General features: G+C 50.7%; 13 protein-coding genes. 9 read left to right on the top strand and 4 right to left on the bottom strand.

What is annotated here, in order from left to right; genetic code table 11:
* Window positions 1-4: 4 nt before the first annotated feature.
* From BLS62_RS08340 to BLS62_RS08350, 3 genes are all read left to right on the top strand, one after another.
* Entirely contained in the window at window positions 5-1,012 is a 1,008-nt protein-coding gene (locus BLS62_RS08340; protein WP_093179270.1) for a LacI family DNA-binding transcriptional regulator, read from the top strand.
* A 212-nt stretch (window positions 1,013-1,224) separates the two neighbouring features.
* Window positions 1,225-1,689: a nuclear transport factor 2 family protein gene (locus BLS62_RS08345; protein WP_093179273.1), complete on the top strand. Its 465-nt coding sequence runs from the start codon at window positions 1,225-1,227 to the stop codon at window positions 1,687-1,689.
* 91 nt (window positions 1,690-1,780) lie between these two features.
* Window positions 1,781-2,569 (top strand): trypsin-like serine peptidase, encoded by a 789-nt coding sequence (locus BLS62_RS08350; protein ID WP_159436511.1) that lies wholly within the window; start codon window positions 1,781-1,783, stop codon window positions 2,567-2,569.
* 16 nt (window positions 2,570-2,585) lie between these two features.
* Here BLS62_RS08350 and BLS62_RS08355 read toward each other — a convergent pair whose 3' ends face one another.
* On the bottom strand, window positions 2,586-3,251 hold the full coding sequence (locus tag BLS62_RS08355; protein WP_093179279.1) for a DUF6058 family natural product biosynthesis protein: 666 nt from the start codon (window positions 3,249-3,251) through the stop codon (window positions 2,586-2,588).
* A 385-nt stretch (window positions 3,252-3,636) separates the two neighbouring features.
* Here BLS62_RS08355 and BLS62_RS08360 point away from each other — a divergent pair, with 385 nt between their 5' ends.
* From BLS62_RS08360 to BLS62_RS08370, 3 genes are read left to right on the top strand one after another with little or no spacing between them, the layout of a single operon-like run.
* Window positions 3,637-5,238, top strand: coding sequence for a peptide chain release factor 3 (locus tag BLS62_RS08360; protein WP_093179282.1), 1,602 nt, complete (start codon window positions 3,637-3,639; stop codon window positions 5,236-5,238).
* Window positions 5,239-5,256: 18 nt separating this feature from the next.
* Entirely contained in the window at window positions 5,257-6,300 is a 1,044-nt protein-coding gene (locus BLS62_RS08365) for a class I SAM-dependent methyltransferase (protein WP_093179286.1), read from the top strand.
* Window positions 6,301-6,346: 46 nt separating this feature from the next.
* Window positions 6,347-7,054, top strand: a complete 708-nt coding sequence (locus tag BLS62_RS08370; protein ID WP_093179289.1) for a pseudouridine synthase — start codon at window positions 6,347-6,349, stop codon at window positions 7,052-7,054.
* A gap of 106 nt (window positions 7,055-7,160) precedes the next feature.
* Here BLS62_RS08370 and BLS62_RS08375 read toward each other — a convergent pair whose 3' ends face one another.
* Window positions 7,161-8,102, bottom strand: a complete 942-nt coding sequence (locus BLS62_RS08375) for an AraC family transcriptional regulator (protein WP_093179292.1) — start codon at window positions 8,100-8,102, stop codon at window positions 7,161-7,163.
* A 236-nt stretch (window positions 8,103-8,338) separates the two neighbouring features.
* Here BLS62_RS08375 and BLS62_RS08380 point away from each other — a divergent pair, with 236 nt between their 5' ends.
* Window positions 8,339-8,986, top strand: a complete 648-nt coding sequence (locus BLS62_RS08380) for a hypothetical protein (RefSeq protein ID WP_143521531.1) — start codon at window positions 8,339-8,341, stop codon at window positions 8,984-8,986.
* 68 nt (window positions 8,987-9,054) lie between these two features.
* On the opposite strand, the gene BLS62_RS08385 is transcribed toward BLS62_RS08380, so the two are convergent.
* Window positions 9,055-9,456 (bottom strand): hypothetical protein, encoded by a 402-nt coding sequence (locus BLS62_RS08385; protein ID WP_093179296.1) that lies wholly within the window; start codon window positions 9,454-9,456, stop codon window positions 9,055-9,057.
* Between the two features lie 205 nt (window positions 9,457-9,661).
* Here BLS62_RS08385 and BLS62_RS08390 point away from each other — a divergent pair, with 205 nt between their 5' ends.
* Both BLS62_RS08390 and BLS62_RS08395 read left to right on the top strand, forming a co-directional pair.
* Window positions 9,662-10,351 carry a potassium channel family protein gene (locus tag BLS62_RS08390; protein WP_208990752.1) on the top strand — a complete coding sequence of 230 codons (690 nt, stop codon included), beginning with the start codon at window positions 9,662-9,664 and terminating at the stop codon, window positions 10,349-10,351.
* 99 nt (window positions 10,352-10,450) lie between these two features.
* Window positions 10,451-10,771, top strand: coding sequence for a carboxymuconolactone decarboxylase family protein (locus BLS62_RS08395; RefSeq protein ID WP_093179299.1), 321 nt, complete (start codon window positions 10,451-10,453; stop codon window positions 10,769-10,771).
* Between the two features lie 143 nt (window positions 10,772-10,914).
* Here BLS62_RS08395 and BLS62_RS08400 read toward each other — a convergent pair whose 3' ends face one another.
* Entirely contained in the window at window positions 10,915-12,735 is a 1,821-nt protein-coding gene (locus tag BLS62_RS08400; protein WP_093179302.1) for an ABC-F family ATP-binding cassette domain-containing protein, read from the bottom strand.
* Window positions 12,736-12,763 lie beyond the last annotated feature (28 nt).

Here is a 12,763-nt window from a genome sequence, read left to right on the forward strand (position 1 = left end):
AGCTATGGCGAAAAAGCCGGATGAAATTGCAAAAGCGCTTGGCGTTTCCATCACGACTGTTCGTCTCGTTCTGGGCGGCAAAGCGGAAAAGTACCGCATCAGCAAGGCAACACAGGCCCGCATCAATGAGTATGTGGCGGAGCATGGTGTCAAGTTTGACTTGACTGCCCGCAGCCTTAAGCTCAAACGCACCAACACTTTTGGTCTGATCATCCCGCGCCTGTCCAACCCGTTCTTTGCCAAACTCTCGGAGGAGCTGGAACACCGCTGCCGCAAACAGGGTTATCAGCTCATCATAAGCTGTTCCAACTCTGATGAAGAGACGGAGAAAACACTGGTAAACGGTCTGGTTCAACGCAATGTAGATGGCCTGTTTGTGGTCTCCTCAACGGTGCAGAGCCAGCAGTATCTTGGCAAAACCATTTCCAAACCCCTTGTGTTCTTGGATAGGGGATACGGGCAAACAAAAGCGCCGGTCATCACCTCTAGCAACTTTGAAGGCGGTAAAGACCTTAGCACCGCTATCTCGGCCTATGCTGAGGGTGAACCAGTGTATTTCCTCATCGGCGGGTGCCAGCAACCCACCATCATGGAACGTGCGCGCGGGTATGCGCAGGTTATGCCGGAGGGCCAGAAAGCAGGTTGGATAATCAATTCTGAGCGGAACAGGACGTCTGACGGTGAACAGATGATGCTGGCCCTATGGGATAAACTGGGCAAAGCACCCCAAAATCTAATGGTGTCCTCTCTACCCGTTCTGGAAGGCGCTCTTGCTGTCCTGCGTGGAAAACTGGGCCATATTCCAGCTGACATGCGGTTGGCTACATTTGATGAAAACCAAATGCTGGATTTTCTGCCCAATGAAATCTGGTCGCTCAAACAGAACGAAGCAGAATGGGCAACAGCTGCCCTTCAAGCGATGAAAGAGACCTTAGAGGGCGAAACGCCATCCGGCAAAACGATCATGACCTCTCTGATCCATCGTAGCCGCGACAACTCTGTTAAAGTGTGATCCGAATTATCATTTTGTTTTGAACATTTTTTGAAGCGAAATGCCATTCTAACTCTGCCCACTATTAGAACTAAAACAACCATAGAACCGGAACCCATTTCTTTCCCCAAGCGTAACAGTTATATTCAAGGGTATCTGACGCAGACAAAATAGTTACTCTGTCAGTGACATAGCACTCCATAAATTCCTGAAACAAAGCTGGGAGTACGTAGATGGATACGATTGGGCCTATTAATAATCGCATAAGCCGTTTCTTCATTGATGTGGATGCCAGAAACTGGTCCTCAGTTGAGGCGGCGCTGACAGGTCGCGTCCATCTGGATTATTCCTCTTTCGGGGCAGGCGAGCCTGTTGACCTTACTCCAGCAGAAATCACAACAGCATGGAAAGCGCTGTTGCCGGGGTTTGACCAAACGCATCATCAGATCGGCAATGCACTGATTGAGTCCAAAGAACAAAAGGCGACGGCACGAGTTCATGTGACGGCCACGCATTTTATCGATGGCGCTGAAGGCGGTGACATCTGGGTCGTTTACGGGACCTACGATATTGGCGTCGTGCATGAGGCGGGGACGTGGAAAATCAACAAAATCAAGTTCAATTTCAAGTTTCAGGATGGAAATCTGGAACTGCCGGTCCTGGCACAAACACGGGCAGACGAAAAATCTGAAGAGTGAGCACTGGCGTGTTCTCGCAAAGTGCTTACAAACACGGGTAAATGAGGTGCGCTCACTGGCCAACGGAATTATAATTAAGCCGTGGATTTCTATGCTCGGACCGAAAGGATGCGCAACGGTCCTTCTCCTCATTACCATGTGCGCTGGGCCAGCTCTGGCGCAGGATAAAGCCAAGCAGAACGAAAAGTTCTTTCCCGGTATTATTGGAGAGGACAATCGCGAAATCATCGACACCTGGGACCCTCCCTGGAATGTCATTGGCCGCGTGAACGTCGCCGGGTTTCGGTCGCGGTCCATGTGTTCAGGAACGCTTGTCTCCAGCCGAATGGTGATCACCGCAGCCCATTGCCTGTACAATGCCCGCACCGGCAAATCGCACGTACCCTCTACAATCAACTTTGTTGCTGGTGTCAGGCGCGATCAATACGTGGCCCACGCCAATGCTGCCTGTGTTTACACTTTGGATGGCTATAAGTTCACAAGCCGCCCAACACTCAAGCAAGCCACGCAGGATGTCGGCGTGATCGTGCTGTCAAAACCACTCGACCTAAACCCTTTTCCGGTTCTCAAGCAGCTACCAACCACGAAAACAAAACAAAGTCTAAAGCTGACGAGTGCGGGATATGCAAGAGACAGGCCTTACCTGCTTGCGGCAGATAAAAACTGTAAACTCTTGCAAGATCGCGGCAATCTCTGGCTCACCAACTGCGATACCAATTATGGTGGTTCAGGAGGTCCGGTTTTGGTGAAAGAGGAGGGGGCACTAAAGCTTGCAGCTATCATGGTCGCTTCGGCCCAAAACAAGTTCTCAATCGCAGTTCCAAAGAACGTCTGGTCTCACCTGCTTGACAAAACCACCTGCCCAAAACCCTCTCCCTAAATGGCAGTCTTGGCACCTAACTCATTGCGACATTTAAATACCTCTCCCGCACATCAATAATGCAGCGTTGGCGGGAGGAGCTTGCCACTTCGTGCGGAGCAAACTCAGATTCAACCGTATCCAGCAGGTCGACAACGCGCGCAAGCAAGGACCGCTGCTCTGCTGACATATGCTCAGGGGAGCATTGGGTCATTCGTTCAATGAACCGAACACCAGCTTGTTTGAGAAAAATAGTTTCCGGCTGACCATCCCGCGTGCAAATACCGTAGGTGCCATTTAGGAAATGACCCCATGCAGCATCGAGCTGGGCGGTGTCCATTTGTTGGGCGATCTCAGGATAAAGCGCATTAAGCTCTGCACCCAAACGACCTGAAAAAAATATGGATTTGGCAGTCTCGAAACGACCGCAGAAGTAGTCCTTCGCACGCTGCTCATTTGTCAGATCAAACCGATGAACATCCTCAACCCACCTCTGATGCGTTTTAAGGTGAAACCGGTAAAGCTCTCGCTCCTGAAACTCTTTGATAAAAGAGACACAAAGAGAGCTGTTGGTGAAGAGATAAGAGGCAGACGGCACAACTCGTTGGTCCAGCAATGTCTGCCAGTCATTTGTTGAAAGACCAAGCACATCAAGAAACGCTTGTTCCTCATAGAAGTTGGAATAAAGGTAATTGAGCAACATGAAAGAACCCCGCAGCAAATGCTCGACAATACGTATTTGCTAGGTCTATCGCAGATCGCTCAGCCAATGGTTCGATCCTGATCGAACTAAACTGCCTTATCCAGCCTCTCATATTTGGTGCGAACGCGCAGACCAGCACAAAGCAATGACCTGCAAAATCTCTCGTACTCCTGTCAAAAAAGTGAGGCGAGGGCTGGCGTTGCCCCATGACATTCTGTAAGACCCAATCCAATAACAGTTTCAGTAGATTTTGCGCTCTAGTGTATTCCCGAAACGATCCGACGGATTTTCGGGAAAATACGCTTGAAACACGCGCGCCGGACAGAATGGCTTCAAATCTGCGGTTCAACGATTATGCAGGACTTTGCCTGCAAAAGGAGGCTCTATGAGCGGAGCGGGCAATGAGCCATATCTGGCACGCCGTACATTTGCGATCATCTCGCACCCGGATGCTGGTAAAACCACGCTGACAGAAAAACTGCTGCTCGGCGGTGGTGCGATCCGTGCTGCGGGTCAGGTGCGTGCTCGTGGCGAACGTCGCCGTGCGCGCTCTGATTGGATGAAGATCGAGCAGGAACGCGGCATCTCCGTTTCAAGTTCCGTGATGACGTTTGAGCGTGATGGCATTATCTTCAACCTGCTGGATACGCCGGGCCACGAAGATTTCTCCGAGGACACCTACCGCACACTGACCGCAGTTGATGCGGCTATCATGGTGATTGACGCTGCAAAGGGGATTGAAACCCAAACCCGCAAACTGTTTGAAGTTTGCCGCCTGCGCGATATTCCAATCATCACGTTCATCAACAAGATCGACCGTGAAGGTCGCCACCCGATGGAAGTCATTGACGAAATTCAAGAGGCATTGGCTCTTGATGTAACGCCGATGAGCTGGCCTGTTGGCATGGGCTCTGACTTCTTCGGCGTTTACGATCATATCGGCAACCGCTACTTCACCTCCACAGAAGGCCGTGGCGGCGCGTTGGACACCATCAAAAAGGTTGAAGGTCTGGAAGACCCTGAGCTTGTTGGTGAGTTGTTTGACAACATCCGCGAAGAGCTGGAAGAAAACGTGGAACTGGGCGGCGTAGGCTACCCTGAGTTTGACCGCAAAAGCTTCCTTGAAGGCCACCTGACCCCGGTCTTCTTCGGCTCAGCTCTGCGCGATTACGGTATTGATCAACTTCTGGACTTTATCGCAGCCTACGCACCATCGCCTCATTCTCAGCCAGCAACAGGTGGCCGCACCATCACGCCGGTCGAGAAAAAGGTAACGGGCTTCGTGTTCAAGGTTCAGGCCAACATGGACCCCAAACACCGTGACCGCATTGCCTTCGTGCGTCTGTGTTCTGGTACATTCAAACGCGGTATGAAGCTCAAGCACGTGCGTGCTGGGAAGCTAATCACCGTATCCGCGCCTATCTTCTTCTTTGCGGAAGAACGTGAGATCGCGGAAAAAGCCTATCCGGGTGATGTGATCGGCGTGCCAAACCATGGCCAGTTGCGTGTCGGCGATACTTTGTCTGAGGGCGAGGAAATCCACGTCACCGGCCTGCCAGCGTTCGCACCGGAAATTCTGCGCCGTGTGCGTCTGACAGATACGATGCGCGTCAAACAGATGCGCCGCGGTTTGGAAGATCTGGCGGAAGAAGGTCTTGTGCAGATCTTCAAACCCGCCATTGGCACCAACTGGATTGTGGGTGTGGTTGGCGTGCTTCAGCTAGATGTTGTACTGGATCGCTTGAAAACCGAATACCAGACAGAAATCGGGTTTGAGATCGCCATGTACAACACGGCGCGTTGGATCGAATGTGAAGACAGGGCCAAGCTTGATAAGTTCCTTGAGGCCAACCGCGCACATGTGGCACTGGACCGGGATGACAAGCCAGTTTACCTCTTCAAAAACGCTTGGGAAGTAACCTACGTGGGCGAAAAGAACCCAGACATCGGTTTCCGCGAAACGCGTGAAATCGTGCATACCTCTTAAGGCGGCAAGGACTATACGATGATTGATTCAGCTCTCGATACACTACTGCTGCCTTTTGAAGAAGGGAACCTTGATTTCTTCAAGGACGCCAAACCAGAAGATAAAGCACTCTTCCTGCGCGCGCGCATGGGCTTTGCCATGAACGGCATCGACAAAGACCGTTTGGTTTGCGAGCAGACCTTTGCGCCAGACAGAGACAATCTGGAACGCGCTGGGTTCAACGTGGCACCGCAGGTTGAAGGCCAGTACCCGCTTGTGTTGCTGCTGCCTCCGCGCCAGCGTGATGAAGCCCGCGCCCAGATGGCAAAGGCTGTTAAGTCCGCGCTCAACGGCGGCATTGTTGTTGCCAGTGTATCGAATACCGAAGGCGCAAAGACAGCGCAGAGCGATCTCACCAAACTGGCGGGCAATGCAGGCAAAATCTCCAAAAACAAATGCCGTGTGTTCTGGTCGGAAATCACACCGGAAACCGTAGATCACGAGCTGGTGGAAGAATGGTCCAAACTGGATGCCCCTCGCGAAATTATGGAGGGTGAATTCATCAGCCGTCCGGGCGTATTCGCATGGGATCATCTGGACAGAGCCTCTCAGCTGCTCGTCTCCGTTTTGCCAGAAAAACTGGCAGGGCGCGGCGCTGATCTGGGCTGTGGCTTTGGCTACCTGAGCCGAGAAGTTGCCAAGCGCGAGAAGGTCAAAGGCATTGATCTGTATGACGCTGAAAAGCGCGCGCTGGATCTGGCTGAGCAGAACCTGAAGGGCAAAACCGGAGACGTCGAGCTCGACTTTTTCTGGCAGGATGCGACCACGAAACTCGCCCGTACCTATGATTTTGTCTTCACCAACCCGCCGTTCCACGCTGGTGGAAAGCAGGACAGAGTTGATATCGGGCAGGAGTTCATCAAATCCGCCGCGCGCAGCTTGCGTCCATCCGGTCATCTTTGGCTGGTTGCCAACCGCCATCTGCCCTATGAAGAAACGCTGAGTAAAGTGTTTGCTTCCTTTGAGATCATGGCCTCCCAGAACGGCTACAAAGTCATCCGTGCGATTAAAGCGAACAAGTAGCCTTTGGCAACACGCAACACGACTTCAAGGAACCTAAGGTTTAAACATGAGACTGGTGAAACTTCTGGCGAATTTGGGATACGGCAGCCGCAAAGAAATGCAGATTGCCATCCGCAACGGCTGGGTCACGGATAAAGAGGGCAACCGCCTCAAGGCAGAGAGCAAACTGCCACATGAGGAGATCCTGTTTGACGATGAGCCGCTGGACCCGCCAGAAGGCTGCATCATCCTGCTCAACAAACCTTTAGGCTACACGTGCTCTATGAAGGACCGTGGGCGGCTGGTGTTTGACCTGCTGCCAGAGCGCTACCGCGTCCGCAAACCGGCTCTATCCTTCGTGGGCAGACTGGACAAGGACACCACAGGCCTGCTGCTGTTCACCGATAACGGCAAGTTCCTGCATGAGGTCATCTCCCCCAAAGCCGATGTTGCCAAGGTCTATGAGGTGGAACTCGACCGCCCAATGACAGGCGGGGAAGCCGATCAGTTTTCCTCCGGGGAATTGGTACTGGAAAATGATACGCACCCGCTCAAACCTGCGGAACTGGAAACCCTGACAGAGACCACAGCACGCCTCACGCTACACGAAGGCCGTTACCATCAGGTCCGCCGCATGTTTGCTGCCACCGGCAACCACGTGAACAAACTCCACCGCGCCCAACTCGGCAACCTCACGCTAGACGGCGTAGAAGAAGGCCAATGGAAACTGCTGGGCACAGCCGATATCGACACGATCTTTGGTAAGGATAGCTAATCTAACGCCCGCTAAAAACCGGTTCAAAAGCAGGGCCGGTTGCTCAAGATGGGCGCACTGCGGAAAGTGCGCCACATCTTTTTTCCTTGCAATGCCGTGAGTTATCTCACAAAGGCAGAACTGGAATGCAGATGTAAACATCCTGCTTTTCCATGCCTGAGGACATATTCGGGTAAAGCTGGAAGCAAGGCTTGTTTTCAGGCTCATAGCCACTGGTTGGCAGCCACTCACCAAACATAACTTCCCATGCTGCCTGAGATTCATGGTGGGCAATCTTAAAATGCCCGTAAGCGTATTTGCCACCAGCAACGCTCATCTTGCCCACTTCACCGGAAACGTCCACATCCCGATCCAACGTGATGCAGGAACTGAACCGCATCAAGTCGCTGTCTGTCACGTCTGGGTCATCGTGGAACATGCAAAGCGTCTCCGCACCGGCAATCAATCCACGCGGCCCCGCCCAGCTCATCAGCTTGCCCCATGTCTCGCCAAAGATCTCGGGGGTCTTTTGAAAATCCCCCGTACTGCGCACATAGGCAACGTTTCGCGGTTCCAAAGTTTTGACAGTTATATCCAAAGCTTTCATGGTCTGTACTCTCTCCTCAACCAACTCTTGTGTGTGTTGATCAAGATAAAGATCCACCGCAGTTCCGGCTTTACCGATCCTGCTTTGTATTTGACTAATCTTGCTATTGAGCAGGGCGTCCTTGCGCCACGCACTGGCGCTCATGCCAAAGTTAGCTTGAAACGCCCGTGCAAACGAGGAGGAGGACGCAAAGCCCAAATCCAGCGCCACCTCGGTAATGGAAATACCCTGATTTTGCCTTAATCGCCGCGCCGCCTTCTCCAGCCGAACCCGATTGGTAAACTGGTTGACGGTTTCACCCGTCATAGCTTTAAAAATACGATGGAAATGGAAACTGGAGAAACTGGCCGCATCTGCAATCTGCGCCAGCGAAAGATCCAGCTGAATATTCCCCTCAATGAAATCAATAGCCCGATTAATCCGCTGAATATAAATCTTCTGCTGCTGACTAAGAGGGGACATTAAATTCACCGGGTGTGTTTGAAGTGTATTTGGGGGGAATGCGGATCACCAGCTTTTCTTTCAGAGTGAAGCGAGCAAAGGCAATCAATAAGTTTACTAGAAATATAACGCTAGCAACTTAATACAAGCTTGAGTTTCTAATATTTCAAATTGGATAAGGTATATTTAGCTGAAATTATACAAACTGTTATCTTTGGTAGCTAGCCCTGTGTGGGATGTTTATTTAGGAATTTTTTGTGTCTACTCTCCAAATCATGACTGTTAAGGATGTTTATGAGATTGTGAATAATGATCAAGTTTGTCCTGAATTGCTAATCTATGTGTTGGGATTATGGGTATTCCAACAATGTGAAGATATGACTGGATACCGGAAAAAATATATTTTTGATGATCGTGCTGTTTGCAATCATGGAGAAGATAATTGGACAGGGGAAATTTGCCACATACTACTAAAACTAGGTATGATGAAGTCTTCACACATGTCGCATACTTTTGTAACAGCATGGCGCCCATGGAATCCATTAACAGTTACTTATGATGAAACCATCGTACCTCGAGATGAGCTGATAGCAGCAATATATTATATGAAATATCAATACCAGATTGATGATGCGAAAGAGCTTCGACATAAACCATTTCAAACTATCGGTGAAATTGATCAGATACCTCGTTTTGAAATTCCAAAGGTGCTGAGCGCTAAGTTTTCGGGCAATTACAGGCTTTGGATTGGGCGGGTTGCTTCAACTGTTTTTGTAAAGCTCAACTTAGCTCATTATAACAAAGACACTGGTTTTCAGTTGAATGATACAGTAGATCCAATTAATGCCTTTATTTACAAAGGCCTAATAGAATGGGATCAGACAAAACTAACGCAGCCGTCGTGAAATCGATTTCTTATTCCGTCATGTTTTCTAATTCTTCATATTATGTGCTCTAAGAACTCACCCCAGCCTCACTTCATCTGCTCCTTAATCCATTCAATGCGGACCGCGAACTTCTCTTCATAACGTTGAGTGGAGAGGAGGTTGCCGAGGAGGATTTGGTTGGGGGTTCGAACGCAGACGATGTAAAGCTCTGTGTCCAGTGCTGCAAACCACAGGATCGGCATCCACAGTAGCCAGCACAACACCTCAACATAAACGTATCCATCGGATTGAATGCGGACCCACTCCACAAACCAGAAGATTGCTAGGCCATATAGAAGTGTGAGGGATGTCATCAAAAGCCCTGCGCCAAGCCCGCGAAACAAGCCTTTGCGCGCCCATTGGATCAATGCCAGATAGACGCCCCATAAATTGAAAAGCGTCAGGATGCGAAAGAAAAACAGCCTTCTGAATAACCAACGAAAAACCATGAAATTGCCTTAGGAGGTGTTGAGCCGATGTCTGCGGATCTATCCTAAAAGGCGTGTTTTAACCGAGCAATAACGCGGCAAAGATGTTTGTAGCAACTCAACCCACGCGCTCCCCGTTCGTCTGTTAAACCGCCATTTCCCATTCCTTAGCCTTCCTGTGCGAGAGTTTCGCTCAAAGCTCTGTCAGGATAGGTGGCTGCAAACCGTGGTGTTTTCTCAAAAACTGGAGTCTCTTTATAAGCTGAAGGTTGAGGTGTTTCTCTTCAGTCAGTTCATCTTGTTGTTCGGGTCTTTGGTGTTGCCCGGCCAAACGCTGGAGCAGCATATCTTCAGCTTGTTTTACAGCTTCAACATTGCCACCGGCCTGCTTATCACGCTCAAAAAGAAGATGTTCCGCCGCATAATAACGGTGTTGCTGGCGTGCTCTCTTACGCTGCTCCTGCTGGATGCTCCGGTTTTTCCTGCTGTTGACCGGCTTGTTCCGCAGATCGTCATATACTTTGTATTTCACAGCATCGTCGCGGTGGTGTTGATTGAGCAAATGCTCTTAACCAAAGATGAGAACTACCGCGTCGTACTGGGCGTGCTGAGTGGCTACATTTCAATTGGTATGGTCTCGTTCTTCCTCTTTATACTTATAGAGCACATGTCTCCGGGTTCCTTCAAAGGGCTGCCTGTTGAGGACGTGAATTCACATTCTCAGGAGGAAGCGTTGATGTATGCGGCCTTCATCACACTAATGACTATTGGCTATGGAGATATCGTGCCGCTGACGCCCATCGCCCGCAAAGCAGCCATCATCGTCGGGCTGGCAGGGCAGTTCTATATGGTCGTGCTCACTGCCATTATCGTTGGTAAGTTTTTGAAATTCAGAGAGCCGCATCGCAAAGATTGAAAATACAAAATTGGAATAGTTTAATTGGTCTTTGTGAAAGGTGAACGGCTTTAACATGCACCCAAATTATCTGCTGCCGCGCCAACTGGAAGGTCGCCCATGCCAATGTTCTCCATGGATAATATGCGGAAGCTGAAGAAGTTTAGCTCGTTGGCAACCGGCAAAACCTGGAAAACGTTTATTGCCTTTAATACAGAGGCAATGGCAGAAGGTGCGATTTCCAAAAAGAACAAGCAGCTTATTTCACTGGCCGCAGCGCTCACCACACAATGCCCCTATACCATCGAAATTCATCGCGAGAATGCCAAGGTCTGCGGAGCAACAGATGCAGAGCTGTCAGAGGTGGTCTTCATCGCGGCCGCAATTCGCGCCAGCAGCGCAATCACCCACGGCACACATCTGCTTGATGGTGATGAATAGCGGGAAGCGTGGGTCCTCATAGGAACGCAACATTTCCGTAATCCTTGCAAAACAACGCAAACATCAACGCAAATGCAAAAACGCAAAAAGGGCTCTCCTTCGGGAAGGAGAACCCTTTGAAATTCTAAAGCATATAGAGTGCGTTAGCTCTCATCGGCCAGAATTGCCAGCTCCATCCACTCTTCTTCCAGTGTCTCCAGGTCCTTTTGGAAATCCCCAATGGCATTGGAAATTTTGTGGAACCGATCCGGATTGGAGATGAAAAGTCTCGGATCTTCCATCTCCTTCTGATGCTTAACGATTTTGGCTTCAACCTTCTCCATTTCACCGGGAATGGCTTTCAGGCGGTGCTTTTGGGTAAAGTTCAGGCCAGACTTCTTATCCTCCTGCTTGGGAGCAGCCTTCGCAGGCTTATCCCCCTTAGCAGCAGTGGAAGCTTTCTCTGCTTTGGCTGACTTACGCGCCTGCACACCTTCACCGCGCTGGCGCACCATGTCGGTGTAACCACCCGCATATTCGCCCCATTTACCAATGTCATCTTCGTTGGTGATGATGCTGGTGCAGATCCGGTCAAGGAAGTCACGATCATGGCTCACCAGCAAGACAGTGCCGGGGTAATCGGAAATCAGCTCTTGCAACAGATCCAGCGTTTCAAGGTCCAGATCGTTGGTCGGCTCATCGAGTACCATCAAATTGGAAGGCGAGGCGAGGGCGCGGGCCAGTAAAAGGCGGCCTCGTTCACCGCCAGAAAGCACACGCACAGGAGTGCGCGCTTGTTCCGGTGTAAACAGGAAGTCCCTGAGATAACTCATAACATGCTTGGAAGTGTCGCCAAGAATGACCGTGTCACCGCTGCCGCCTGTCATGGCGTTGACGAGATTGTCATTCGGGTTCAGCTTCTCGCGCTTCTGATCCAGTGTGATCATCTGGATGTTGGCGCCAAGGCGTATCGTACCTGAATCTGCCGCAAGCTCGCCGGTCAACATCTTCAAAAGCGTGGTTTTGCCGGCACCGTTCGGGCCAACAAAGCCAATCCGGTCTCCGCGCAAAATACGGGTGGAGAAATCCTTGACGATCGGCCGCTCTTCATAAGACTTGCTGATGCCTTTGGCTTCAGAGACCATCTTGCCAGAGACATCCCCCTCAGTGGCGGCCATCTTCACGGTGCCTTGCGGACCTTTATGATCGCGGCGTTGCTGACGAAGATCACCAAGTTCCCGCACACGGCGCATGTTCCGCTTACGGCGCGCAGTCACGCCATAAACCATCCAATGCTCTTCCTGACGAATTTTCTCGTTCAGCCGCGATTGCTCTTTTTCCTCTTCCTCAAAAACCTTATCACGCCACTCTTCAAACTTGGCAAAGCCTTGGTCCATCCGGCGTGATGTTCCCCTATCAATCCAATAGGTTACGCGAGAGAGGTTCTCCAGAAAACGACGATCATGCGAAATCAGAACAATGGCCGATCTCATTTGTTTGAGCTCAGATTCGAGCCATTCGATCACAGGAAGGTCCAAATGGTTGGTCGGCTCATCCAGCAAGAGAATGTCAGGCTCCGGAGCAAGAGCACGGGCAATAGCTGCGCGCTTACCTTCGCCGCCAGAAAGGGTTTCCGGGTCTTCCTCACCAGTTAACCCAAGGATTTCCAATAGGTATTTTGCCCGGTATTGATCATCGCCCGGCGCTAGTCCAGCTTCAACATACGCAAGCACTGTGGGATAACCTGCAAGATCGGGCTCTTGCGGTAGGTAGCGGATTGTACGTCCTGGTTGTAAAAAATAGTCACCCTTGTCCGGCTCCGCTAATCCCGCTGCAATTTTCAACAGTGTCGACTTGCCAGACCCGTTTCGACCAACTAAGCAGATTCGCTCACCTTCTCCGACCTGTAGCTCTGCGCCATTAAGGAGTGGTGTCGTCCCAAAGTTAAGATGTATGTCTCGCACATGAAGAAGCGGTGGTGCCATGTAAGTCCGTCTTTCCAGAATCCCAAAA

Origin of the sequence: Pseudovibrio sp. Tun.PSC04-5.I4 (assembly GCF_900104145.1) — a bacterium.
Lineage (GTDB): Bacteria > Pseudomonadota > Alphaproteobacteria > Rhizobiales > Stappiaceae > Pseudovibrio.